The organism is Streptomyces sp. NPDC057623 (assembly GCF_042800355.1).
In the GTDB taxonomy this organism is placed as follows: Bacteria; Actinomycetota; Actinomycetes; order Streptomycetales; family Streptomycetaceae; genus Streptomyces.
This window is the reverse complement of sequence record NZ_JBHVGZ010000050.1, coordinates 31,006-55,920: the sequence shown is the minus strand read 5'-3', so window position 1 is coordinate 55,920 and position 24,915 is coordinate 31,006. Positions and strand designations below refer to the sequence as shown.

Genomic DNA, 24,915 nt, shown 5'->3' with positions numbered 1-24,915 from the left:
GTCCCCCCATACCGCGACGTCAGGAGCCACACCCCATGGACAGCCGCCGCCCCCCACTCACGCCCGCGTGCCGGACCCTGCCCGAGTACGTGCGGCACTGGGCCGAGGCCACCCCCGACCGCCGGGCGTTCACCTTCGTCGAGTACCCCGCGCCCCACTCACGCGGCGTCCACCGCACCCTGACCTGGCGCCGCCTTGACCTGCGGGTGCGTGCGCTCGCCGCCCGCCTCGCCGAGGAGGCCGAACCGGGCGCGCGGGTCGCGTTGTCGTGTCCGCAGGGCACGGAGTACGTCACCGGGTTCCTGGCGGCGCTCGCGGCGGGGATGGTCGCCGTGCCGCTGTATCCGCCCGGCCTGCCCGGGCACGCGGACCGGCTCTCGGGTGTCCTGGCCGACGCCCTCCCCGCGGCCGTCGTGACCACGAGTCGGGTGCGGGAGGAGGTACGGGAGTTCTGTGCGCGTGCGGTCGGTGACGGCGGTGGCCCAAAGGCGCGGACGCGGATCGTCTGTGCCGACGAGGTGCCGGACGACGACGCCCGGGGCTGGCGGCCGGTCGACCCGGACGCCGGGGCGACCGCCTATCTCCAGTACACCTCCGGTTCGACGCGTGCTCCGGCGGGTGTGGAGATCACCCACGCCAACGTCGTCGCCAACGCCCGGCAGGGGCTGTCCGCCTACGGGGTCGACACGCATCCGGTGACCTTCGTGGGCTGGCTGCCGCTCTACCACGACATGGGGCTGGTGCTCAGTGTCGCCGCGCCCGTGGTGCGCGGTGCGCTGACGGTGCTGATGGACCCGGCCGCCTTCCTGAACGAGCCCGTGCGCTGGCTCCGGCTGCTCGGCGCCCATCCGCGAGCCATGAGCGCCGCGCCCAACTTCGCGTACGACTACTGCGTCGGCGCGGTGTCCGACGGCCAGAAGGCGGACCTCCGCCTCGACGGTGTCGCCGCGCTGATCAACGGCAGTGAACCCGTCCGCCCGGGCACGGCCGACCGCTTCCACGCCGCCTTCGCCGACCAGGGCCTGCCCGCCACGGCCCACTGTCCCTCGTACGGACTCGCCGAGGCCACCGTCTTCGTCAGTGCCGCCCGGCCCGGTGAGCCGCTCGGCCGGTTCGCTCTGGACCGCGACGCCCTGGCCGCCGGGAAGGCCCTGCCCGCGCGGCCCGACGACCCCAGGGCCGTGCTGCTGGCGGGCTGCGGCAGCCCGGCGGGCCAGCGGGTCCGGATCGCCGACCCCGTCACCCGTGCCGTCCTGTCCGAGGGGGAGGTCGGGGAGATCTGGGTGCAGGGGCCCAACGTCGGCCGCGGTTACTGGAACCGGCGGGAGGAGAGCGAGCGGGTCTTCGGGGCCGGGTTCGCCGGCGCCTCGGACGCGCCGTGCGGCCGGTGGCTGCGTACCGGCGACCTGGGCGCGCTGCTGGACGGGCAGTTGATCGTCACCGGGCGGCTGAAGGACCTCGTCATCGTCGACGGCCGCAACCACTACCCGCAGGACCTGGAGGCCACGGCCCAGGAAGCCCATGCGGCACTGCGCCGTGACCGGCTCGCCGCCTTCGCCGTGCCCGGTGCCACGGGAGAACGGGTGGTCGTGGTGGCCGAGCACATACGGACCGTGTCCCTGGCCGAACTCGATGTGCGGGCCGTGGTGCGGGCCGTGCGCGGCGCGGTCTCCGGGCGGCACGGGCTGCGGCTCGCCGACGTCGTGCTGGTGCCGCCGGGCACGGTCGCCCGCACCTCCAGCGGCAAGGTGTCACGGGCTCTGACCCGGGCACGGTACCTGGACGGTGCGTACGCGCGGGGCGGCGACGCGGCGCACGGCGACCCCTCGGCCGGAACACCACCGGCCGACGCCTCGGCCGGTACCACGTCGAGGGCCGCGGGATGAGGGGCGTCGACGCGGCGGCGCTGCGTCGGGTGATCGCCGAGCGGGTGGCCTCCTGGCACGGCACGGCTCCCGAAGACGTCCCGATGGACCAGCAGCTCGCGGATCTCGGCATGTCCTCACGGGACGCGGTCGCCCTGGCCGGGGAGCTGTCCCGCGCCACGGGCTGCGAACTTCCGCCGACCCTGCTGTGGGAGGCGTCGACCGGGGAGGCACTGGTGGCGCGGCTGTGCGGTACGGCCCCGGGGCCGGCGCCGCTCGTCATGGCGCCCGGCTCGGACGGTTCGCCGGGCGAGCCCGTCGCGGTCATCGGCGTCGGCTGCCGGCTGCCCGGCGGCGTGCACGGGCCGGGCGACTACTGGCGGCTGCTGTGCGAGGGCGTGGACGCCATCCGGCGCGTGCCCGAGGACCGCTGGCGGGACTTCACCGCCTTCCCGCCCGCCGACGCGCATCCCTACGGCGGTTACCTCGACGACATCGCCGGGTTCGACGCGGACTTCTTCCGCATCACTCCGCGCGAGGCCGCGGTGATGGACCCCCAGCAGCGGATCCTGCTGGAGGTCGTCCACGAGGCGCTCGACCACGCCGCCGTCCCGGCCGGGACCCTGGCGGGCACCGCGACCGGCGTCTTCGTCGGGGTCTCCGCCCCGGAGTACGGGCAGTTGACCGGCGCCGATCCCGACGCCGTCGACCCGTGGGCCCCCGCCGGCGCGGCCCTGAGCGTCACCGCGGGCCGGCTGGCGTACGTCCTGGACACGCGCGGGCCCTGCCTCGCCGTGGACACCGCCTGCTCGTCGTCGCTGGTCGCGGTGCACCACGCCTGCGTCAGCCTGCGGGCGGGTGAGAGTGACACGGCGATCGCCGCCGGCGTCAACCTGCTGCTGTCGCCCGCCGTCACGGTCGCCTTCCGGCGGGCGGGTGCCCTCGCACCGGACGGGCGGTGCAAACCGTTCTCGGCGGCGGCCGACGGCATCGGGCGCGGCGAGGGCTGCGCGGCCGTGGTCCTCAAGCGGCTGTCCCAAGCCGAGCGCGACGGCGACCGGGTGCTGGCGGTGATCCGTACCACGGCCGTCAACTCCGACGGCCGGTCCAACGGCCTCATGGCCCCCAACCCGGCAGCCCAGCGAGCCCTGCTGGAGACGGCCTACGCGCGGGCCGGGCTCGCCCCGGCGCACGTCGACCACGTCGAGGCGCACGGCACCGGCACCCCGCTGGGCGACCCGATCGAGGCGGGCGCGCTCGGCGCGGTCCTCGGGCCCGGCCGCGACCCCGACCAGCCACTGCTGCTGGGCTCGGTCAAGGGCAACCTCGGTCACCTGGAGTCCGCCGCGGGAGTGGCCGGCCTGGTGAAGACGGTGCTCGCCCTGCACCACGACCTCATCCCGCCCTCCCTGCACAGCGAGGACGGCAGCGCCCTGCGCGACGACCGGCTGCGCGTCGTGAGTGAGCCCGAGCCGTGGCCCCGCTACGGTGGCACCGCCACCGCCGGAGTCTCCGGATTCGGGTTCGGCGGCACCAACGCCCACGCCGTGCTGGAGGAATGGCGGCCCGTCGGCCCGCCCTCACCTCCCACCGACGAACCCGCGGCCCGTCTGCACGTCCTCTCCGACGCCGACACCGAGCGGATCCGCGACACCGCGGCCCGGCTCTCCGCATGGCTCCGCACCCCCGAGGGGCACGCCGCCCACCCCGCCGACGTGGCGCGCACGCTCGCCGGGCGCACCGGCCGCGGGCCCGTACGCGCCGCGGTGGTGGCCCGGGACCGTGCCGAACTCGCCGACGCGCTGGACGAGTTGGCGGCCGGTCGCCCGGACGGGCGGGTCACGACCGGTGACCGGGATCGTGTGGGGCCCGGAACGGTGTGGGTCTTCTCCGGGTACGGCACGCAGTGGCCCGGCATGGGACGCCGGCTGCTCGCCGAGGAACCCGCGTTCGCCGCCGCCGTGGAGAAGCTCGACCCGCAGCTCGCCGCGGAGTGCGGCGGCCTGTCGCTGTACGACCAGCTGGCGTCCGGCACCGGCCTGGACCGTCTGGAGACCGCCCAACCCCTGCTGTTCGGCGTGCAGTTGGCGCTCGCCGAACTGTGGCGCTCCTACGGCGTCGAGCCCGCGGCCGTGATCGGCCACTCCATGGGCGAGGTGGCGGCGAGCGTGTGCGCCGGTGCCCTGGACGTGGCGGACGGGGCGCGTGTCGTCGCCGTACGCGCTCGGCTGCTGAGCGGGCTGCGGGGCGGTGCGATGGCCGTGGCCGACCTGGACGACTCCGAACTCGACCGCCTGGCACGGGACTTCCCGGGAGTGCAGGTCGCCGTTCACTCCTCGCCGCGGCAGAAGGTCGTGACCGGAGCGGGGCAGGCGGTGGACCGTCTGGTGAGCCGTCTGGAGCAGGAGGGCCGGACCGTCCGGGCGATGCGGGTCGTGGGCGCCGGGCACTCCCCGCAGGTCGACGCGCTGCTGCCGCGGCTGACCGATGCGCTGGCCGGTGTGCGGGGGCGCCGGGCGCGCGTCCCCGTGTACTCCACCGTTCTCGACGACCCACGCGGGCAGAGCGCGTTCGACGCCGCCCACTGGGCCGCCAACCTGCGGCGGCCGGTGCGCCTGGACCGAGCTCTCGCGGCAGCGGCGGCCGACGGACACACCGCGTTCGTCGAGATCTCACCCCATCCGGTGCTCACCGGAGCCGTCACCGACTCGGCGCCCGGCGCGCTCGCCCTGGCCACGCTGCGCCGGGACGCGGACGGATCGGCGGCGTTCACCGGGCAGTTGGGCGCCCTGTACACGGCGGGGCAGCGGCTGCCGCTGCCGCCCGGCCGGGTCATCGACCTGCCCGGTCCGCGCTGGCGGCATGTGCGGCACTGGTGGACGGACGGGAGGGCGGACAGGAGGGCGAGAGCGGTGGGCGGGCCCGCCGGGTCGCGGGCGACGGGTGAGCCGGCGTCGGCCGGACGGCAGGTCGGGGCAGTACCGGCCACCGACAGCCACCCGCACCCGCACTCGCACTCGCGCCCGGCGGAGCACTCCCCCCTCCTGGCCCGCCTGATGCACCACATCGCCGCCGTGACCGGACACCCGCCGACCCGCCTCACCCCCACCGCCGCGCTCGCCGACCTCGGCCTGGACTCCCTGATGGCGATCCGGGTCCGAACGGCCGTCGAGCGCGAGTTCGGTGTCGAACTGCCCCTGCGCGACCTGCTCGGCGCCGGCACCGTCGCGGAAGCCGCCGACCGTATCGAGCAGGCCCTCCCCGGGTCGGCCGGTGGCGCGTCCCCGCGTCCCTTGCGCGCCACCGGCTCCCGGCCCCCGCTGTTCCTCGTGCACGCGGCCGGGGGTCCGACCAGCGTGTACCGGGCGCTCGCCGAAGGGCTGGGCGCCGAGCAGCCGGTGTTCGGACTCGACCGGATCGACGAGGCCCGCACGGTGCCGGACAAGGCGCGCCGCTACGCCGAGGCGATCAGTGCCGCGCACCCCGACGGGCCCGTGCTGCTGGGCGGTTGGTCGTTCGGCGGTTTCGTCGCCCAGGAGACGGCACGGCAGCTGGCCGCCGCCGGACGGGACGTACCGCTCGTGGTGCTCATCGACTCCGTACGCCCCCTCCCCCGGCCCGGTCTGACGCCGGCCGACCGGATCCGGGCCCACTTCGAGGGGTTCGCGGGGCACGTCGCCGAAACCTACGGTGTGCGGCTGGAGTTGCCGTACGACGGCCTGGTGGCGATGGACGACGACAGGGACCGTATCGACGCCGTGCTCCGGGCTCTGCGGGCGGCCGCCGACGTGCCGCGCGCCGCGGTGGAGCACCAGCGCGCCTCCTACCTGGACCTGAGGATCGGCGAGGCCCACCGGCCGGGCCGGTACGACGGCCGGGTGCTGCTCTACCGGGCCACCGGACCGGCGCCGCACACGGTGCGCGATCCGGCGTACGAGCGCGACGACGAGGCGCTGGGCTGGGACGAGGTGTGCCCGTGTCTGGAGGTCGTGCGGGTGACCGGACACCATCTGGCGCTGCTCGACCCGCCGTACGTCGACGAGATCGCCTCGCATCTGGACCGGGCGCTCGCCGAGCGCACCCCCGCCCCCTGAACCGGAACCCGAGGAGCCACCATGCCCGACCGCACCACAAGAGTGTCCCGGCGCACCGTCGCCAAGGCGGCGACCACCGCCGGTCTGGCCGCTCTGTTCGGCGCCGCGACCGGCACGGGTCCCGCCCGGGCGGCGACCCGGCTGGGACCGCGCACGTTCGAACTGTCCGTCCCCTCCGCCGCCCTGGGCCGCAGCGCACCGGTGCGGCTGATCCTTCCGTCGGGCTTCGACACGGAGCCGGCCCGGACGTATCCGGTCCTGTATCTGCTGCACGGCGCCCACGACGACCACACGTCCTGGACACGGGAGACGGACATCGAGTCCTTCACCGAGGGCCGCGACCTGATCGTGGCGATGCCGGACGCGGGACCGACCGGCATTCCCAGCGTCTGGCGCGACGGCTCCGACTACGAGGCCTTCCAGGTGAAGGAGGTTCCGGCGCTGCTCGCCCGTGACTACCGGGCCTCCGGCGTACGAGCCGTCGCCGGTGTCTCGACCGGAGGGTACGGGGCGATGGCGCACGCGGCCCGGCATCCGGGAGTGTTCGCCGCGGCGGCCTCCTACAGCGGTGTCCTGGACACCACCGCGCCGGGCGTGCCCGCCATCGTGGACGCGATCGTGGCACGGGAGAACCTGCCGGCCGCCTCCCTGTGGGGCCGTCCGGTCCTGAACCTCCTCACCTGGCAGGACTTCAACCCCCGGGCCCGCGCCGGGGGACTGCGCGGTACCTCCCTGTACGTCTCGCAGGGCAGCGGCCTTCTCGGGGGCGGCGGGGATCCGCTGCCCGGGGTGCTGGAGAGCGCCCTGTGGCCCTCCGCCCACGGCTTCACCGACGCGCTGGCCCGTCTCGGCATCCCGGTGGACCGTCACTTCTATGCGGGCGGAGGACACAGCTGGGCCTACTGGAGAGGGGAGTTCGCCGCGTCGTGGCCGATGCTCGCCCGTGCCCTGGGCGTACCGGAGTGATGTCGGTGCCGTGGGGGCACGGAACGGACCGGAGGGAGCGTCCGTCCAACCAGGGACGCCCCACCCGCCCCACGGGCAACACCGCGCGGGCGAACCGATTCCGGGCGAAAGGAGTGTCCGCGATGGCGTTCCCCGCCCCGCACAGCCCGACGAGCGGTCCCGGTGCCACGCCGGTGCCGGCCGAGCTGGCCGAGCTGCTCCGCGCCCAGCTCGCCGCCGTCGCCGATCAGGTGGAGGCGGAGGTCCGCCGTCAGGTGCCCGAGTACGCGCTGCCGCCCGACGGCCCGTACGGCAGGAATCTGAGGGCCGGGGTGGTGCAGGCGCTGACCCTGTTCGTGGACCACATCGCCGATCCGCGCGACGACGGGGAGTCGATCGCCGCGACGTACAACGCTCTGGGGCGTGCCGTGGCGCAGGAGGGCCGCAACCTGGACGTGCTCCAGTCGGCCCTGCGCGTGGGCGGGATGCACGCCTGGCGGATCATGGGGCGCACGGCGGAGGCGCTCGGGCTGGACTCGACGGTCGTGGCCGCGCTGGGCGAACTCGCGTTCCGGACGGTGCACGAGGTCGCGGAGGCCGCCGCGGCCGGGTTCGCGGAGGAACAGCTGCACAGCTCGGACGAGCTGGAGCGGCGCCGTCGGCAGCTGCTCGACCTGCTGCTGGGTGAGGGCCCGCTGGTCCCGGAGGCGGTCCGGAAGCTGGCGCACAGCGCGCGGTGGACGGTGCCGCGGCAGGTCGCCGTCGTGGCGCTCGCGGGCGCCGCCGAGCGGCACGAGGAGGACCGGCCGCTGGCCACGGCGGGGGCGCTGGTGGACATGGGGTCCCGGCCGCCCCGCATGCTGGTGCCCGATCCCGACGGCTCCGGACGGTGGGCCGGACGCGGGTTCACGCTCGCGCTGCGGGGACGTCCGGCCGCGATCGGCCCGACGGTGCCGCTCGCCGAGGCGGCGCGGTCATTGCGGTGGGCCACCCGGGCTCTGGGGCTGATGGGGCGTGGGATCCTGCCCCGGCAGGACGTGGTGCACTGTTCCGACCATCTCTCGACGCTGCTGCTGCACGCCGACGAGCCGCTGCTCGGCCGGCTGCGGTCCGGCGCCCTCGCCCCGCTCGACTCGGTGTCGGCGGGACAGCGGCCCCGGCTCGCCGAGACGCTGCTGGCCTGGCTGCTCAGCGGCAGCAACGTCCCGGACGTCGCCGCCCGGCTGCACATCCATCCACAGACGGTCCGCTACCGGCTGCGTCAGCTGGAGAAGCTGTTCGGCGACGCGCTGCACGATCCGGACACCCGGCTGGAGTTGATCCTGGCGCTCCGCGCGGAATCGATGCACAACCGGCAGGACTGATTTCCGGTACTCGTACGGAACGAACCCTCCTGATACTCATCCGGCAACAAAAAATCGCGGCACTTCCATAAACCTGTCCATAACACTTGGTCAAGTACAGCGAATACGTTCGGGAAGTCCTTTTCGCAGGCGCATCCCGCGCCCCATCGCGGAGGTTCCCATGCGTATCCGTTTGTGCTTGGCCGCGCTCTCGCTCATCGGCGGAGCCGGACTCGTCACCCTCTCCACACCCGCGGCCTCGGCCGCGGCCTGCACGGACATCGACGTCGTCGCGGCCCGAGGCACGTTCGAACCGGGCACGCTCGGCTTCATCGTCGGCGACCCCGTGTATTCCGCGCTGCAGAAGAAAATCACCGGAAAAACCCTCTCCAGCTACAAGGTGAACTATCCCGCGGACCTTTCCCTGACCTCGGCCGCCCAGGGCAACGCGGATCTGGTGAACCACGTCAAACAGCAGGCTGCCGCCTGCCCGAACCAGCGTTTCGTCCTCGTCGGCTATTCGCAGGGTGCGAACGTCGTCGACAACTCCATCGGCATCAGCAGCGAGGGCGCGGTGGTCGGCAGCCCCATAGTGGCCACCCTGCCGGCCGCGGTCGAGCCGAAGGTCGCCGCGGTCCTGCTGTTCGGCAACCCGATCCGGGCCCTCGGCAAGAGCGTCACCGGCGTCTACCAGAGCCGCACGATCGACTTCTGCGCCAAGGGTGACCCCGTCTGCGAGAGCGGCGGGAACGACGTGGGAGCGCACCTCGGCTACACGGCGAACGCCGACGCGGCGGCCGCGTTCGCCGCGGGCAGGGTCTGAGCCGTACCGGCGGCGAACGGGACCGCGCGGCACACGCACACCTGGGGCCCGGGAGGAGAAGTTCCTCCCGGGCCCCAGGCACGTGCCGGAGACGGTCAGTTCGGGGAGTCGGCGAACCGTGCGAGCCCGGTGGAGACGACCTCGGGCGCGCCGTTGTTCTGCACGGGTGCGGCGGTCAGCACGTCGAGGTGCTGGTAGCCGGGGGCGATCAGCGGGTGCAGGTCGGCCGGAACGCGGCCCGCGAGCAGTCCGTCGCCCGCGAGGACCGTGAGGGTGGGGTGGGCGGTGAGCCCGTCGGGGTGCACGACGAGCTTCTTGACCTGCGGCGAGGTCGCCAGTTCGAGATCGGTGACCAGCTTGGTGGGGAAGTACTGCTCGGTGAAGTCCAACGGCTGCTCGGCCAGACTGCGGGCCAGCTCCCGGATGTCGGTGACCTCCTTCCCCGCGGCGGTGAAGGGCGTGCCGTCGGCCGACCGGTACCCGGGGTCGTCGGCGTCGCCCACACGGTCGTAATCGCGCCATGTGTACAGCAGCCCGTGCGGCCGGCCCGGGATCGCCTTGTAGTCGGTGCCGTACAGCCCGGGCTGCTCCTCGCTCCCGTTGGCGACGGGGAAGCTCTTGTCGGCGACCGGCCCGCCGTCGAAGAAGCCGACGCTGCTCTGGAGGAACGCCAGGGGTACGGAGTTGTCGTCGAGCAGCGCGCCGAGCACCGCCGCGTTGGTGAGCCGGAAGTCCTTCACGCCGGGTGAGCCGGTGAGGAAGGTGGCGGTGTCCTTGGAGAACAGGAAGCGGTTGGTGGCCTCGATGTTGAGGTTGGCGGGCAGGTAGCGGGGCAGGTCGGCTTCGGCCGCGGGGGCCTGGAGGGCACCGAGGCCGGCGATGGCGAGCAGGGTCATGGTCTCGGGGTTGAGCAGCACCGGGGCGGACAGCGAACGGGGCAGCACGCCACTGTCCAGGCCCGCCTGTACGACGCCGTGACCGAGCCCGACATCGGGCAGGTTGGTGTCGTCCGGGATGCTGCCGCTGAGGTCGGCCAGGGAGGTGGAGACGGTGGTGTCGAGGGCGAAGTAGCCCGCGCACTGGTGGTGTCCGGCGTCGGCCGTGGTGGCCGGGTTCCCGTCGAAGTCGGCGGTGGCGAAGTAGCCGGTGACGACGCCGCCCAGCGAGTGCCCGCCGCACAGCACCTTGCGCCCCCGCACCTCCTGGTCGGGCAGCTCGGCGGAGAGCAGGTCGTACTGGTCCCGGACGGTCTGCTCGATACCGAGCCGCGCCATCCACCCCAACTGCCCGTTGCCGACGTACCCGTCGAAGGTGCGCCCGTCGACCTCCTGGCCCCGGTAGTAGTAGTCGACGGCCGTGTGCTGGTCGCCGGAGGCGATGCCGGTGCGGTCCTCCAGGCAGTTGGAACGCCGGTCCAGGGCCCAGAACTCGATGTGCCGACCGCGTGCGGCGGCCGCCGCCACGACGTTCCGGGCGACACTGTCGAACGCCCCGGCCCCCTCCAGGATGCCCGGCTGGGCCACGAGGATCCGGTCCGCGTCGGCTGCCTCGTCCGGCCCGCCGGCGGCGCGGTAGCGCAGGTACGACAGCCAGTCGCACGCGGCGGGCCGGGGGCCGGCCGACTCCGGCAACGGCGCCTTCACCCGCACCACCGACTCGCGCACCCCGGTGACCGGCGACGTCGACACCACCGGCACCTCGGTGCGCGCCCCGTCCGCCCGGGCACCGGGGGCTGCCGCCGTGAGCGTCCCCGTGGTCAACAGCACCGCCAGCGCGGCGCCACGCCATGCACTTCCTCTGCTGCGGTTCATGTCCATGCCCCGGACGCTAGGGACTCGGACAGACCGTGCTCAGGGGGTGCTGACAGGAACTCAGTTTTCCGGCGTCACGTTGTCACCACCGCACAGAGCGCGCCGCGCTGGAGGCTGTCGCCGCGGTGATCAGGTCTCGCGGCGTCTCGCGCACCCCGCGATTGTCGCGGCCGGCGCACCGGCAACGGCCGAGACCCGGCACGCGGCCCGCAGGGAGCCGTACGCGGGACGCCATGGCGAACCTCTTTGGAGGAGTGGAGTGTTCAGCAGCCGCCGGATGCGGAGGCCGGGACGCCGGTGCCGATCCGGAGGGTGGTGGGGGCGGCGCAGCATCCGCCACCGGACTGCTCGGCGTTCTCCGGCTCGTCGAAGAGGCCCGCGCCGCCGCAGACTCCGGTCTCCGAGAGGGTGAGTTCGACGCGCTCGGCTGCCTCCTGGTCGCCTGCGATCGCGGCGGTGACGGAGCGGACCTGCTCGTAGCCGGTCACGGTGAGGAAGATGGGGGCGCGGCCGTACGACTTCATGCCGACGAGATGGGCACCCTGCTCGGGGTGTGAGAGTCACCCACGCCGTGCGGGTGGACCGTGCCGCGGGAGTGGACGTCGGGGTCGATGAGCGGGGCGTGCGCGGCCGGGGTCTGGAGGCGCTCGCCGAGGCCGAGGCGGAGCTCGGAGAGGGAGGGCAGGTCGGGGCGGAGACCTGTGCGGACGATGACCTCGTCGACCGGGTCGAGACGGCGGCCGTTCGGCCACGAGGACGAGGCGCCCACCGCCGCGCTCCACCGCTTGCGCACGGAAGCCGGTGGCCGCGCTCACGCGTCCGGCCTCGACGGCTTGAGGCTCAAGGAGGGGCCGGACTGCTCACCTCCGAACGCCGCGGCACTTGGGTGTACTACTGGGTGGAGCCGTCCGTGGTCGCCGCGATCGGGGCGGCTTCGGCGGGGGGCACGGGCACTCCCTCTTGTGCTCGGCGGCGGTGCGAGCGGACTCGGCCGTCACCGACTCGGCGGATACGGTCCACCGGGCGAAGGCCGTGATCGTGGCGACCGACTCGCAGCACCGCAGGCTCGGCCCGTCAAGCGAGGACGCGCTGCCACAACAATGCCGAGAGCGAAGGGATCAACCGCGTGATCAATCTCGCCGCCCGCGCCGCCCACGGCTTCCGCAATCCCCCGACCAACGCCTACGCACCCGCCGCGTCATCACCCGCCGCCCGCGGACACCTCCACCCCGCCTAAATTCAAAGACCCAACGCCGTCCCACAGATACCTGGGACGAGCGCCTGGAAGACTACGAGCAGGCGCCGTCCTGGGGCCACTTCCGTTCGGGACATCAGCCGTCGGATTCACTCTGCTCGTCACCACGTACGGATTTGATGCAGATTATGCGATGGCCGGCCGCCTCTTGCACAATGAAATCACAGTCGTCGCGCCTGCCGAGCATATCGAGCAAGTCCGTTTGAATGGCCTGACAGTCTCCCCAGGTGCCGTACAGCTTCTTACTGCTCAGGCAGATAGGACGAAGACCCCTGCTGAGTACAGCCTCCCACGCGGCGACGGTGACGCCGAGAGTGTGCTCTTCGCGGATGTCATCCAGGACGACGATACCTCCAGGGAGAAGAACCTCGTACGCTGTTCCGATGTCCTGGTACACGTTTCGATAGAGATGAGAGCCATCAATATGAACGAATCGGCAGGAGCCGGGGGCCACTTTTCCTGGAAGCTCTGAACTGGGGATCTGCAGTATCGTCGGCAACACATCATGAAATGCTAGGTAATTCTTCTCGAATGCGCGCCTAGTGAGCGTCGAATATACGTTCGCCACCTCCGTCGCGTTGGCCTCGTCCGAGATGGAAGACTCGAACAGGTCGCACACCGTGAGCGCCTCTCCGGCGTGAACATGACGCCCCATGAATATTGCACTCTTGCCCAAGTAGGCGCCGATTTCGAGTAAGTCACCACGCTCTCCGCTCTGCTCTTGGCGTGTGAGCAGCCAATCAAAGAGCAGCTGATCGAGGCTGTAAAACCATCCCGGAATACTATCGAGAGGATAAGGTTTTTTCCGAGTGCTTTCGCTGCGGTAAGTAACCAAGATGAAATTCTCCCATTTCGGGCCCAGGGTTGGCCGTCAGGACGACCCCCGTCGAGAATGCTCTTCGCCTCACCGTTTCGTGAAAATCGCCCCCCGAGCCAGATCCGAGACCGCGTCGCCGATATCACGCAGGAAGAGGTCACCTGGGCGAGGGAGTCCGCCGTTCAGGCGCCAGGCGAGCCGCAGGACGATGCTGTGCTCCTCCTGTTGGACATGCAGCATCAGCTGAGGACCGTGGCTGCGCTCCTCTTCGAAGACGATCTCCCCGTCGGGGATGTGGACGGGCCGCGGGGCGAGGGAGGACGCGAGAGGACCCCGTGGCGCCGCCTGGAGCAGGCTCACCGACGTGTCCATGAAGTTGAACAGTGCTCCGGCGACCTGGATCGAGTGCGCGCCGGGCAGTACCCGGGCCCTGACGGCCTCGGCCTCGGCGCGGTCGATGTGGGCGAACCTGCTGGCCTGGGTGTGCCGGAAGTAGGTGTCCCGCGCGACATGGGAGACGTCCTCCGACGACAGGTCCGGCACGAGCACCGGAGCCTGGAGGAACATCTTGCTCACACTGGACCGGACATTCGCCAGCCACCTGTTGTGAGACAGGCTCAGCACGCCGATCGCGGGTACGCCGGTGGAACGGCACAGTGCTGCTCCGAACGCCATCAGCAGCACGGTGGCCACCGGCACTCGATGCCTGGACGACGCGGCCTCGGCCGCCTCAAGCACAGACGTGGAACGCAGCACGCAGGCGGCGTACCGGTCCGAGCCCGTGGGCACGACCGACTCGCGAGCATCGACGCCGCCCGCGGAACCCACCTCATTCCGCAACTCCTCGAACTGCTCGGTCCAGTACCTGAGAGCCCGCCCGAGGTGTCGCTGCCCCGCCTCGGAGTCCTCCCAGCGGACGACGTCCAGCGGCTGGGTGACGTCCGGACCGGTCGGAGGTGCTCCGCGCAGCAGGCCGTCCAGGTCTTGCAGCAGTACGTTCATCCCCCACCCGTCGACCGCGCTGTGCTCGACCACCAGGCCGATTTCCCGGACCTGCGACCCCGAGGTCGACAGGACCGCATGGAACGGCCACTTCGAGGCCAGGTCGAAGGACGTGTGCCGAACCCTGGTGAAGAGCTCCTCGGCTGCCTGGACGCTTCCCACGGAGACGGCGGCCTCCACGGCCGGGGCGGAGACGGGGGTGATCCGCTGTCTGCCCGTGCGGTTCCTGTCGAACAACAGCTGCGTGCGCAGGGCCTCATGCCGGGTGACCACATGAGTCAGCGCCTGAAGCACCTGCGGGACTGTGGCTCCTCTTCCGTCGGCCACGGCGCAGATGTTGTCCTCGTATGCCGCTTCGTTGTGCTCCTTGAGCACCTGAGGATCGGTGGGGCGCTCGGCGAACCAGTCGGCCTGGGGCCAGTTCAGACGCCCTTCGTGTTCCCCCGCTGCGTTCTCATCGTGTTCGGGCACGGCTCCGCCTGTCGGATCGTCTTCTGTGGCGACTTCCTGAGTTTCCGGCTGATGCGGCTGATCTCGCTGATCCCGCTGATCCGGCTAAAGAGACCAGAAGGGTTCCTCCACGAGCTGACGGATCCGCGCCAGGTCACCTTGGGCCAGCACTTCCATGAGTTGCCGGTCCGTCGGCGGCAATGCGCGGAGGAGGTCGGCCGGAAGACTCATGACGAAAATGCGGGCGGGCGCCAGCGCGTCGCCCATGGTGGCGTCGTCGTGCAGGTGCAGCGCGCGGAGCGCCTGCCGGACATTGCCGCGGCACATGTCTTCGGCGTAGGGCGGGACCAGTTCCGGAGCGAGCGTCGTGATGACCTCGAACGTATCGAGCACCATCCGCATACAGGCCGCGATGTTCGCTGGTTCATCGCGTCGCTGTGTGATCGAAGGCGCACCCTGCTCGCGGATGCGCCAGAAGTAGACGACCTCCGACAGCACATCGACCGCGGACGCCTCGATGTGCGCGCGCATCATCACCGGCGCGTCCTCGTACTCCGGCAACGTGAACACGAGATCGCGCGCGTCCCAGAACGAGCGGCGGAACACCTTGTTCCATACCATGCGGTCGCGGACCAGCGCGGTGTGCTGGCGGATGTGCGTGCGACGCCGTTCACGCGCGAACACGTCCTGGTACCCGGCATGCGGTCGTACGCCGGCGCTGTCGAGCCGGCGCACGTCTCCGGAGACGATGTCGGATCCCGTGGTCTCCAGTGACCCGACGAGCGAGGCGTACGCGGTGGTCGGCACCACGTCGTCGCTGTCGCAGAACGCGAGGTACCGGCCTCGGGCCGCACGCACGCCGAAGTTGCGAGCAGTACCCGGTCCGGCGTGCCGCTGCTCCAGCACCCGGATACGGGAATCCTTGTGCGCCCACTGTTCGGCCATGCCACGGCTCCCGTCCGTGGACCCGTCATCGACAACGATGATCTCGATGTCTGCCATGTGCTGGTCAAGCAGCGACCTGAGGCAGGAGGAGATATACGGCTCGGCGTCGAACATCGGCACGACGACGCTCAGTGTCGGCGGCACGGCGGCCCATTCCTTTCCGGCGGACGGAAAACGCAGACAGGAACGCAGACAGGAAGCGGAGAAGGTCTCACCGATGAGGAGCGCTGGGGCCCCTCCGATGAACACCCGGTACTGACCGGAGGCCCCTCGGGTCTGCCGTTGCCTGCCCATCTCGTGCGTGAAGATCTCCCGTAGGGTCTCGCCCCGCTGCCGGCACGACACCGTCGGATCGGACCTCCGGGCTGCGGCGGGCCGCGCCGGAGTTCCGGTGGCAGAGTGCTGGGCGCGGCCACCGAACGCGCTCGGATGTGCACCGTTCCCGACCGTGCGAAGGCCAGGTCGGCGGCAGGGGCGAGGAGCCGAGCCCCGGCCGGGACCTTCGGCGGGACCCCACTGGGGGCATCGGCTCCGTCGGTGGTCAGGACGAGCCGTCCGGCCACCTCAAGGGTTTCGGGTGGGTTCGGATCCGTGAGGTTCGGCTCCCCTGCCGGGCTCACCCTTCCTCCCTGACGGTGGCCAAGGGGCCCGTGTCCGTCCGGGCGTGCGGCTTGTCGGTGGCCGACCGGGGAATCTCCCGGACGGACTCGAAGCGCCGCGGGACCTGGTGCAGCGCCATCCGCTCCCGGCACCACCGGACGAGCGATTCCTGCGCGCACCCCTGCCGGAGCACGACCCTCGCGACCGGCACCTGGGCCTGGGCCTGGGCGGTATCGGGCACCGGAAGGACCTGCACATCGGCGACGTCGGGGTGGGTGGCCAGCACCCTTTCGATCTCCTCCGGACTTAATTCATCGGAAACGCTGGATTGGCCCCTGTGCACCAGATTGAACAAGTCCCATTTAGTGGCGATGACGGCTATTTCCACCCGGGAGCTCACTCGGAGCTTGAGCATGATGCGCGCGATGTGCTCTCTCGCCGTTCTTTCGGAGATGCCCAGCTCCATACCAATGCTGTAATTGGTCATACCGGTGGCGACCAGGCGGAGAACCTCGAACTCCCGTGCACTCAAGGCCGACATCCTGGAGTGAATCTCGTCGATCTCGTCACTCAGCCCGATGCCGCTTCTGACTATCATATTTCTCCATCGCGGAAATACCGTGTCACGGATGCCTGCTAGGGGACTTTCGTGCGCCTTGCCAGTCCTGGAGTATGGATGACCGCCGACCACTTCTTACTTCATGGCCACATTCTCCATACGCCGTAACCGACCACTGCATTGTCAATCTATCTTTTCTGCAGCGTCAACCCTTCTTTTCTGTGGATCCTTTTCAAGCCGGTTGACAGATAGGCGATTGAGCTGGAGACGGCATCCGGACATGAAGAAGCTACTGCCGGACGGGCTCACCGGAATGCCGTCACTGCAGGTCAGAGAGGCGGCAGTGAGGGTAGCGTCGAGTTGTTCCCAGACTTCGGAAAGGCTTGGGGTCTCCGCACTGCCGCGCAGAAGACGCCGGTTCCGGCGCGGGCCGATTCGACGGCGGTGGCCAGGCCGGCACCGGAGCTTTCCCCGGTGGTGCGAGCAGCACGCTGTGACATATGCAGCCCGTCCTTCTCACGTGTCACCTGATGTGGAACGAACAATGGCAAAGGCGGTTCAGCCCCCGGGCTCACGACGGCTGGTCGTGGTGCAGAGTCGCTGAGGTCGGGGATGCCTTGACCACACCGGATTTCCGATGCGAACGATCGTAGCCTCATGGGTCAGTACCCGACAAGGTCTACATGGAAACCGGTTGCTATGCCTCGCGTGCGTTCAGCGAGCAGCACTGCAGCCATGTCCGGGCACGGTGTCTTGCGCACCCGAACAGAACCGAGGGTCCCCCCGGGAGACTCGGGCAAGCGGTTTCATCCAACGTGGTTCACATGTGCAACGCTCTTGCGGGTACGCGCGAGCAGTGGCGGCTCGCGCGGTGCTGACCGGCGCGACCTCGCCGCCGACGATCAGCGAGAGGGTCGCCGATGCCCCGCCGTCGGTCCTGGAGTGTGTCGGTGCCGGCCGCTGCCCATTGCCCTCAGTCCGCTGTCCGCTACCCGCTACCCGCTACCCGCTACCCGCTGCCCGCATTCCGAATTCCGCTGTCCGACACCCGGCCGGTCCCGTGTGAGGCGACCGCCCTCCGCACACAGCCCGACTCGAAGGCGCGGCAGGTGGTGGCACGGAACGGCAGTTCCCGGTCCGCACCAGGACAACCCCGGCTCTCCCTCCCCAGCCCGGCCCAAGCCGCCTCCCTCCGCCTCCCCGCTCAACCGAGGCCGGAGAGCGCTCCCGCCCGCCGAGGGGTCGGCCGATCCGCCCATGACGATGAGTCGGTGGACAACCGGTTGTGCGCTGATAAGACTAGGCAGCCGCACGGGAAGGCGCACAGATCAACCGCGCCACACAGATATCAGATATTCACGAGTCGCCCGGTAAATTTGGGACAAGTTGAACGCACTCGCGGGATTCAGGGGATGACTGACATCAACGAGCTCCGCAAGATAGTAGATCGATTCCGCTCTCAGCAGAGAAAGGCGGATGTCGCCCTCAATCTCGTGCCGAGTGAGAACAAGCTGTCACCGCTGGCCCAGCTGCCACTCAGCACCGATTACTACAACCGATACTTCTTCAACGACGCCTTGGATCCGGGATTCTGGCAGTTCCGGGGCGGCCAGGACGTGGCCGAGATCGAGACGGAGCTGGCCGTCGGCCACCTGAGCCGGCTCGCCCGCGCTCCGCACGTCAACGAACGGCCCATATCCGGGCTGTCGGCCATGATGATGGCTATGGCCGGTCTCGGCGGGAAGCCGGGCGCAACCGTCATCTCCATCGACGCCGCGTCCGGCGGGCACTACGCCACCGCGGACATGGCTCGCCGGCTCGGCTTCGAGTCGGCGACCGTTCCCGTCGTTCGCGGTCAGGTCGACGAGCAACAGCTCGAACAGGTCCTCCGCGAGCGCGAACCCGAACTGATCTATCTGGACCTCCAGAACAGCCGCCACGAGCTCGAAGTCTCCCGTGTCGCGGACCTCATCAGGGCGCACTCCCCGCGCACGCTTCTGCACGTCGACTGCAGCCACACGATGGGGCTGATCCTCGGTGGTGCCCTGGGCAACCCGCTCGACGACGGCGCCGACACGATGGGCGGCTCCACGCACAAGACCTTTCCCGGGCCGCACAAGGGCGTCCTGTTCACTCGGGCCCCGGAACTGCACCAGCGGTTGCGGGACGCGCAGTTCACGATGCTCAGCAGTCACCACTTCGCGGAGACGCTCGCGCTGGGGCTCGCCGCTGCGGAGTTCCGCCACTTCGGCCAGGCCTACGCGGGACAGGTGATCGGCAACGCGCGGCTGTTCAGCAAGCTGCTGACGGCGGACGGGTTCGACGTCGCCACGGACGAGGACGGCCACACCACGAGCACCCACCAGGTCTGGGTGAAGGTCGGGGACGCGGAGCAGACCGACCGCTTCTCGGAGTCCCTGTACGAGCACGGGATCCGGGTCAACGTCCAGGTGGACCTCCCCGGCCTGCCGGGCCCGGTGCTCCGCCTGGGAGTCAACGAACTCACCTTCCTGGGAGGACGCGAGCCCGCCGTCCACGCGTTGGCCAGAGAGTTCGGCAACGCGCGGGCCGGCGTCCGCAGGGACGGCGGCGGCAGCCGGCGAGTTCGCGAACAGTGCGGCCCGCCCTTCTACTTCGTCGAGTTCTCCTGACTGGATGGTGCGCGCAGAGCAATGACCGACCAACCAATCGTCGTCGTCGACGCGGGTTCGTACTCCCTGTCCGAGACCTCCATCGCCGGCGCCGGCCTGCGCCTCGCAGAGATCGCGCAGGTCCTCGGCCGGCGGTTCACCGTGCGGGTGATCACGTCATCCGCCGCAGACAATGTCGACCTCGGTGCGGCGGAGGAGGTCGCGCCGGGCGAGGAGGCGGAACGCGCCATCGCGACGGCCGACGCAGTCATGTTCTTCGACACCCCGGACCGGGACCGGATCGAACTCGCCGTCGCCCACCGCAAACTGATCATCGGCGAATGTCGGGCGCCCATCGAGCACATGAGCTTTCCCTCGGTGCTCGCCTGTGCCGACCCGACCGGTGAGCACGAGCGCTTCCTCGGCACCTACCGACGTCTGCTGCAGGTGACGCACCACTTCCTCTGCCGCTCCCAGGCCGAGCGGGCGGCGCTCCTGTCGACGTTGTGCGCGTCCGGCCGGACAACGCCCGCCGACATCGTGCGGTCCTCGACGCTGGACCACCTGATCACCACCGTGCCGATCGGGTTCAGCCGACGCGGTCTGGAGGCGGCAGACGCCGCCGAGCCGGCCCATATGGCCGACTTCCTGTGGACCGGCGGCATGTGGAGCTTCTTCGAGCCGCTCATGCTGGTGCGGGCCATGAAGATCCTCCGTGACCGCGGTGTGGACGCCAGTGCCGCCTTCCTGCACGCGGCGCCTACCGAGGACACCCGGGCCACCATCGGCGAGGTCGGCAGGGCGATCGACGATCTTGAGCTCGGCGATCGCGTCCACCTGCACACGAAGCCTCTCGCCCTGTCCGAACGCGACCAGTACGTGAAGGCCGCCCAGGCGTCCGTGTGCATCGCGAGGCCGGGCGCGGAGAACGAGACCGGCACCCGGCTGCGCCTGCGCGACACCTGGCTGTACGGCATACCCACGATCATCGACCCCCACGGACTCTCCGGCGACGTGGTCGCTCGCGAGGGCCTGGGAGTCGTCCTGCGCGAGCCCGGTGCGGACAGTCTGGCCGACGCGCTGCAGCAGGTGAAGTCCGGCATGGTCGGCAGACCCGGCCGGCGCATGGAGCGGCTCTACGAGAACAGCATGGCCGCCTTCATGGACTGGTTGGACGAGGAACTGCGCGGTGGATGAGTCGAACCTCCACCCGAATGTCGACAGACGAACAGGGAGCCGCGTTATGGAGTACCAGGATCTCGGTGTCGCGCCCATCGTCAGCGCACAGGCCAACTCGACCCCGCTGGGCGGCTGCACGCTCAGTGATGGCGTCATCAAGGCGATGGGGAACGCCGCGCGGTTCCACGTCGACGTGGAACAGCTCTGGCAGGCCGCGGGCAGTTTCCTCGCCGACGCCACCGGCAGCGAGGACGCGTGCCCGGTCACCGGTGCGGCCGCCGGCATGGCGATCGCGGTGGCCGCGTGTGTCGCGGGCACGGACGCCCTGCGCGTCCAACGCCTGCCCGACCCCGGTGAGCAGCCCCACGAGATCGTGCTGCAGAAGGGCCACTCCATCAGCTATGGGGGTGCGCCCATCACACAGATGATCGCGCTGGGCGGCGGCCGGACCGTCGAGGTGGGCGCCGTGAACGAGACACTGCGGAGCCATGTCGCCGGTGCCGTCAACCGGAGGACGGCGGCACTGGTGTACGTCACCTCCCACACCCACGCGGTCCACCGCAAGGGAGTCTCACTCGACGAGCTGGTCGCCATCGGCCGTGAGCACGGCGTCCCCGTGATCGTGGACGCCGCGGGCGAGAGCGACCTGCGGCGCTGGGTGGCGAGCGGGGCCGACCTGGTGATCTACAGCGGGCCCAAGATGCTGGGCGCGCCCACCTCCGGGTTCATCTGCGGGAGCAGCGAGTTGGTCGCGGCGTGCCGGGCGCAGTACGCCGGCATCGCCCGGCCCATGAAGGTCGGCAAGGAGAACCTGCTGGGACTGCTCCAGGCCGTCCGGGAGTACACCGCCGTCCCGGAGGAGGAGCGTGCCGCGGCACAACAGGTCCGGATGACCAAGCTCGCGGCCCGGCTGGACACGCTGCCCGGCCTCTCCGCCCAGGTCACCCAGTGCGACTCCGGGCGTCTGATCCACCGCGTCCTGCTGACCATCGACCCCGCCCTGGCCGGGCGGAGCGCCGCACGTCTCGCGGAGGAGATGACAGCGGGCGTTCCGTCCATCTATCTCCGCGACTTCAAGCTGCAGCTGGGCCAACTGGAGGTCGACCCGCGCGCGCTCGGTGCCGACGGAGAGGAAGAGGTCGTCCGGCGGCTGGAGGAACTGTTGTCGGACCACAGTGGCGCACGGGCCGACGCCAAGGCGGCGCGATGACACGGATCACGGTGATCGGGGCGGGTTTCCTCGGCAACGCACTCGCCCTGGGCGCGACGCGCCGTGGCTGGAGCACCACCGTGGTCAGCCGTTCCGATCCCTTCGCCATCCAGGACGCCGATCCCGGCCCGGGTGAGATCCGGTTGCTCAGCGGCGACGGAGTCGAGCTTCTGCCACAGACTCTCGACCAGGACGTGGACGCGATCGTCATCGCCGCCGGTGGCCGCTTTCCGCTGCCCTCGGCGGCGGCACCCGCGGCCGACGCGATCGGTACGCTCTCACTGGTGATCGGGCTTTGTGAGACGGTTCGCTCACTCAGCCCCAGTACGAAGATTGTCTTCCTGTCGTCCGCCGGTGCCGTGTACTCCCCTGGCAACGAGCTGAAGCGCGAATCGGATTCCGGGCAACCCACGTCTCCCTACGGGATGTCGCGGCGTATGGGCGAAGAATATATGGCGTACTACAGAAGAGTGCACGGCCTGTCCACCCATTCGCTGCGGTGCGTGAATGTCTATGGTCGTCTCCTGCCGCGGTCGCGCGGGCAAGGCGTCGTTTCGGCGGCATTCTGGAGTGCTTTGACAGGGGTTGCCTTCACGCTCCACGGCGATGGGCGGCAGACCAGAGACTTCATCCACGTCGACGATTTCGTGACGGCTACGCTCGACCTGATCGAATCCGGCCGAGACCTCCCCGGAACGATCAATGTGGGCACCGGTGTGGGAAGTTCCATCGCCGATGTGATCGACGCGGTCGGCGCCGCCACGGGTTCCACCATCGCGACCACTGCGGGCCCCCACGCGCACACCGACACCGGCGACCTGGCAGTCGATCTTTCGCTGCTTCGGAACATCATCGATTTCGAACCGGTCGGCCTCTATGCCGGGATCAAGCTCATGGCCCGCGACATCGCGGCCCACGAGTCCCTCGAAAGCCTGTGACGTCTCCTCGCACTACCTCGACGTAGCCTGGAAGAGAGCTGCTTCATGCCCACCAAGGTAAGTCGTTCCGCTGGATTCCTGGCATCGTCCCTGTCCTTGGGCACCGCGGAGACACCGGATCCCGACGTCTTCCTCAAGAAGCGAATGGCATCCTCCAGTTACAGCGTCGAAGAAATTCCATTGGACGCACTGCCCGACTGGCGCATCGACGACCGCCTCTCGCACGCTTCCGGCCGGTTCTTCGCGGTGGAGGGGCTGTCGATACGCACGGACTTCGGGACAACGCCCCAGTGGTGTCAGCCGATCATCGTGCAGCCGGAGGTCGGAATCCTCGGGATCATCGTCAAGCGCATCAACGGTGTCCACCACTTCCTGATGCAGGCGAAGATGGAGCCGGGAAACAGCGAGCTGGTCCAGTACGCCGCGACCGTTCAGGCGACCCCCAGCAACTACCAACGTGTGCACGGCGGCCGGTCCACGCCGTACCTGGAGTACTTCCGGGAGCACGCCGGACGACGCATCGGCTTCGACCAACTCCTCTCGGAGCACGCGTCCTGGTACCTGCACAAGCGGAATCGCAACATGATCGTCGAGATTCCCGAAGACGAGGACATCGCGGTGGTGGACGGCTACGCGTGGCTGACGCTCGGGCAGCTGCGGCACCAGCTCGCACAGGGCAACCGCGTGAACATGAACGCGCGCACGGTGCTGTCAGGCATCTCGTACGCCGAGGAGGACGACCCGGACTCCTACGGCGACATCCAGGACCCGTTTCGCCTCCAGGTGGTCGAGTCGCACAGGGCAGGCCGCTCGAATGCCGAGGTCTCCGCCGCGATGACCTGGCTCATCGACCAGAAGGCGAAGTTCAGCCTGGACGTCAGGCGGACCAGCCTGCGCGACCTGGACAAGTGGGTGTGCGGCACGGACAGCATCCGCCACCGCGAGGACCGCCACTTTCGGATCGTCGGGCTGTCGGTCGCGGCGACGAGCCGGGAGGTCGGCACGTGGTCCCAACCGATGCTCGAACCGACGAGCGGCAACGTCGTGGCCCTGATCTGCCAACGCCGGTCGGGAGAACTCCAGTTCCTCGTCCAAGCCATGATCCAGCCCGGCCTCACGGACCGTCTGGAGCTCGCCCCGACGGTGCAGCTGACCCCGGGAAGCTACCGCGGGCCGGAGGACTTCCCACCGCTCGCGGAGTACCTCGACGCACCCGAATCCTGGATCCGTCTGAAGACCGTGCAGTCGGAGGACGGCGGGCGGTTCCTGCGCGCCGACACGACCCACGTCGTCATCGACATCCCGGAAGGGCACGCGGTCGACGCGCCGGACAACTACCGGTGGATGACCCTGGGCCTGCTCAACCGCCTGATCCGCTCCGGCTACTACGTCAACGTCGAGGCCCGCAGTCTCATCGCCTGCGTGCTCTGACCCGCCCCACCATCGAAGGGAGATCCGCACCGTGCCTCCATCCACCATCGACTGCGCTCCGTACCAGGCGGAGCTGCTCGCTCTCGCCGCGGCACTGCCGGCAGTGCCGCGGGCCGACCTCTACGCGTTCTTCGAGGACGCGATACGGCTGGCGAAGAACCTGCCGCAAGGACTGCGCGACGGTCTGGACGAGTTCAACGCCAACGGCAACCAGGACGGTTACCTGCTCCTGCGAGGTCTTCCCGTCGAACCGGACGACGAGCTGCCGGCCACTCCCACGTCCAGCCCGCCGCCGGAGGACCGGCGACTGCTGAACATGGAGGCCATGCTCTGTGTCGTCGGCGGGGCGCTGGGACTCCTCACCGCCTACGACCAGGGCTACGGAAACCGCCGTTCCATCACGGTCCTCCACGAGCTCTACCCGACACCCGACCCTCATCCCCTGTCCGGGGCAACCTCCAAGACCCAGCTCGAGTTCCACACGGACCTCTCGCACCACGCCCACCAGCCGAACTACATCCTCCTGTCCTGCTCGCGCGGCGACCACGAGGGCAAGGCCGCGACCCTCGTCGGCTCCATCCGCAAGGCGCTGCCGCTCCTCAGCGACGAGGTGCGGGAGCACTTGTACGACCGGGTCTTCACGCGGCGGTTCGACGCCGACGACCCGCAGGCCATTGCCCACGTCAAGGCGTTGTACGGCGACAAGGACGACCCGTACGTCAGCTTCAACCGGTCGTTCCTCACCGCCGAGACCCCGCAGGACGTCGAAGCCCTCAACGCGCTGTCGTCGGCCCTGTCAGAAGTCACCGAGCCGGTTCTGCTGACCCGGGGAGACCTGCTGATCATCGACAACTTCCGGATCGCCCACGGCCGTGCTCCGTTCACCGCGCGCTGGGACGGCAAGGACCGCTGGCTGCACCGGGCGTACGTCCGCACCGACCGCAACGGCCAGCTGGCCGGCGGCGAGCGCGCGGGCGACGTCGTCCCCTTCGTCCCTCGCCGCTGAGCCCCCGACGCC

15 protein-coding genes and 4 pseudogenes are annotated in these 24,915 nt (G+C 70.2%); 13 read left to right on the top strand and 6 right to left on the bottom strand.

Translation table 11 applies throughout. The features are described 5' to 3' along the window. Nucleotides 1–35 precede the first annotated feature (35 nt). The 5 genes from ACFU95_RS35650 to ACFU95_RS35630 all read left to right on the top strand — a co-directional run bounded on the left by ACFU95_RS35650 (nt 36) and on the right by ACFU95_RS35630 (nt 9,070). Nucleotides 36–1,886, top strand: coding sequence for a fatty acyl-AMP ligase (locus tag ACFU95_RS35650; protein ID WP_383836705.1), 1,851 nt, complete (start codon nt 36–38; stop codon nt 1,884–1,886). Next, nucleotides 1,883–5,959, top strand: a complete 4,077-nt coding sequence (locus ACFU95_RS35645; protein WP_383836702.1) for a beta-ketoacyl synthase N-terminal-like domain-containing protein — start codon at nt 1,883–1,885, stop codon at nt 5,957–5,959. Before ACFU95_RS35650 ends, ACFU95_RS35645 begins: the two co-directional genes overlap by 4 nt. A gap of 21 nt (nt 5,960–5,980) precedes the next feature. Beyond that, the gene (locus tag ACFU95_RS35640; RefSeq protein ID WP_383836699.1) at nt 5,981–6,925 is read left to right on the top strand and encodes an alpha/beta hydrolase; all 945 of its coding nucleotides are present in this window, start codon (nt 5,981–5,983) and stop codon (nt 6,923–6,925) included. A gap of 122 nt (nt 6,926–7,047) precedes the next feature. Then, on the top strand, nt 7,048–8,268 hold the full coding sequence (locus tag ACFU95_RS35635; protein ID WP_383836696.1) for a PucR family transcriptional regulator: 1,221 nt from the start codon (nt 7,048–7,050) through the stop codon (nt 8,266–8,268). A 160-nt stretch (nt 8,269–8,428) separates the two neighbouring features. Beyond that, nucleotides 8,429–9,070, top strand: coding sequence for a cutinase family protein (locus tag ACFU95_RS35630; RefSeq protein ID WP_383836693.1), 642 nt, complete (start codon nt 8,429–8,431; stop codon nt 9,068–9,070). A gap of 95 nt (nt 9,071–9,165) precedes the next feature. Here the strand turns inward: ACFU95_RS35630 and ACFU95_RS35625 are convergent, their stop codons facing one another. Together ACFU95_RS35625 and ACFU95_RS35620 are read right to left on the bottom strand one after the other, a co-directional pair. Beyond that, the gene (locus ACFU95_RS35625; RefSeq protein WP_383836690.1) at nt 9,166–10,887 is read right to left on the bottom strand and encodes a hypothetical protein; all 1,722 of its coding nucleotides are present in this window, start codon (nt 10,885–10,887) and stop codon (nt 9,166–9,168) included. A 257-nt stretch (nt 10,888–11,144) separates the two neighbouring features. Further along, nucleotides 11,145–11,714, bottom strand: a pseudogene (locus ACFU95_RS35620) (flavoprotein); the annotation flags it as partial. 17 nt (nt 11,715–11,731) lie between these two features. Here ACFU95_RS35620 and ACFU95_RS35615 point away from each other — a divergent pair. Continuing rightward, nucleotides 11,732–11,809, top strand: a pseudogene (locus ACFU95_RS35615) (transcriptional regulator); the annotation flags it as partial. A 65-nt stretch (nt 11,810–11,874) separates the two neighbouring features. Beyond that, a pseudogene (locus tag ACFU95_RS35610) lies at nt 11,875–11,973 on the top strand (thioredoxin-disulfide reductase); the annotation flags it as partial. A 275-nt stretch (nt 11,974–12,248) separates the two neighbouring features. Here ACFU95_RS35610 and ACFU95_RS35605 read toward each other — a convergent pair. From ACFU95_RS35605 to ACFU95_RS35590, 4 genes and pseudogenes are all read right to left on the bottom strand, one after another. After that, a pseudogene (locus tag ACFU95_RS35605) lies at nt 12,249–12,971 on the bottom strand (class I SAM-dependent methyltransferase); the annotation flags it as partial. Nucleotides 12,972–13,040: 69 nt separating this feature from the next. Next, nucleotides 13,041–14,426 carry a condensation domain-containing protein gene (locus ACFU95_RS35600; RefSeq protein ID WP_383836687.1) on the bottom strand — a complete coding sequence of 462 codons (1,386 nt, stop codon included), beginning with the start codon at nt 14,424–14,426 and terminating at the stop codon, nt 13,041–13,043. An 84-nt stretch (nt 14,427–14,510) separates the two neighbouring features. Then, nucleotides 14,511–15,494 (bottom strand): glycosyltransferase family 2 protein, encoded by a 984-nt coding sequence (locus ACFU95_RS35595; RefSeq protein ID WP_383836684.1) that lies wholly within the window; start codon nt 15,492–15,494, stop codon nt 14,511–14,513. 472 nt (nt 15,495–15,966) lie between these two features. Further along, complete coding sequence (locus tag ACFU95_RS35590) at nt 15,967–16,548, bottom strand: LuxR C-terminal-related transcriptional regulator (protein ID WP_383836681.1); 582 nt, start codon at nt 16,546–16,548, stop codon at nt 15,967–15,969. A gap of 1,373 nt (nt 16,549–17,921) precedes the next feature. Between ACFU95_RS35590 and ACFU95_RS35585 the strand changes: the two genes are divergently transcribed. The 6 genes from ACFU95_RS35585 to cs1 are packed head-to-tail and all read left to right on the top strand — an operon-like array spanning nt 17,922 to nt 24,903. Beyond that, nucleotides 17,922–19,160: a hypothetical protein gene (locus ACFU95_RS35585; RefSeq protein WP_383836678.1), complete on the top strand. Its 1,239-nt coding sequence runs from the start codon at nt 17,922–17,924 to the stop codon at nt 19,158–19,160. A gap of 21 nt (nt 19,161–19,181) precedes the next feature. Next, on the top strand, nt 19,182–20,336 hold the full coding sequence (locus ACFU95_RS35580; RefSeq protein ID WP_383836675.1) for a hypothetical protein: 1,155 nt from the start codon (nt 19,182–19,184) through the stop codon (nt 20,334–20,336). Nucleotides 20,337–20,382: 46 nt separating this feature from the next. Next, the gene (locus ACFU95_RS35575; protein ID WP_383836673.1) at nt 20,383–21,528 is read left to right on the top strand and encodes a hypothetical protein; all 1,146 of its coding nucleotides are present in this window, start codon (nt 20,383–20,385) and stop codon (nt 21,526–21,528) included. Continuing rightward, nucleotides 21,525–22,466: an NAD-dependent epimerase/dehydratase family protein gene (locus tag ACFU95_RS35570; RefSeq protein ID WP_383836670.1), complete on the top strand. Its 942-nt coding sequence runs from the start codon at nt 21,525–21,527 to the stop codon at nt 22,464–22,466. The genes ACFU95_RS35575 and ACFU95_RS35570 overlap by 4 nt, the downstream gene beginning before the upstream one ends. A 45-nt stretch (nt 22,467–22,511) precedes the next feature. Then, nucleotides 22,512–23,897, top strand: coding sequence for an NDP-hexose 2,3-dehydratase family protein (locus ACFU95_RS35565; protein ID WP_383836667.1), 1,386 nt, complete (start codon nt 22,512–22,514; stop codon nt 23,895–23,897). Nucleotides 23,898–23,928: 31 nt separating this feature from the next. Next, nucleotides 23,929–24,903 (top strand): clavaminate synthase Cs1, encoded by a 975-nt coding sequence (gene cs1 / locus ACFU95_RS35560; RefSeq protein WP_383836664.1) that lies wholly within the window; start codon nt 23,929–23,931, stop codon nt 24,901–24,903. Nucleotides 24,904–24,915 lie beyond the last annotated feature (12 nt).

Bases quoted from the DNA above. Each gene is read 5' to 3' on its own strand.
- ACFU95_RS35650 (WP_383836705.1), top strand. From the start codon at position 36: ATGGACAGCCGCCGCCCCCCACTCACGCCCGCGTGCCGGACCCTGCCC.
- ACFU95_RS35645 (WP_383836702.1), top strand. From the start codon at position 1,883: ATGAGGGGCGTCGACGCGGCGGCGCTGCGTCGGGTGATCGCCGAGCGG.
- ACFU95_RS35640 (WP_383836699.1), top strand. From the start codon at position 5,981: ATGCCCGACCGCACCACAAGAGTGTCCCGGCGCACCGTCGCCAAGGCG.
- ACFU95_RS35635 (WP_383836696.1), top strand. From the start codon at position 7,048: ATGGCGTTCCCCGCCCCGCACAGCCCGACGAGCGGTCCCGGTGCCACG.
- ACFU95_RS35630 (WP_383836693.1), top strand. From the start codon at position 8,429: ATGCGTATCCGTTTGTGCTTGGCCGCGCTCTCGCTCATCGGCGGAGCC.
- ACFU95_RS35625 (WP_383836690.1), bottom strand. From the start codon at position 10,887: ATGGACATGAACCGCAGCAGAGGAAGTGCATGGCGTGGCGCCGCGCTG.
- ACFU95_RS35590 (WP_383836681.1), bottom strand. From the start codon at position 16,548: ATGATAGTCAGAAGCGGCATCGGGCTGAGTGACGAGATCGACGAGATT.
- ACFU95_RS35585 (WP_383836678.1), top strand. From the start codon at position 17,922: ATGACTGACATCAACGAGCTCCGCAAGATAGTAGATCGATTCCGCTCT.
- ACFU95_RS35580 (WP_383836675.1), top strand. From the start codon at position 19,182: ATGACCGACCAACCAATCGTCGTCGTCGACGCGGGTTCGTACTCCCTG.
- ACFU95_RS35575 (WP_383836673.1), top strand. From the start codon at position 20,383: ATGGAGTACCAGGATCTCGGTGTCGCGCCCATCGTCAGCGCACAGGCC.
- ACFU95_RS35570 (WP_383836670.1), top strand. From the start codon at position 21,525: ATGACACGGATCACGGTGATCGGGGCGGGTTTCCTCGGCAACGCACTC.
- ACFU95_RS35565 (WP_383836667.1), top strand. From the start codon at position 22,512: ATGCCCACCAAGGTAAGTCGTTCCGCTGGATTCCTGGCATCGTCCCTG.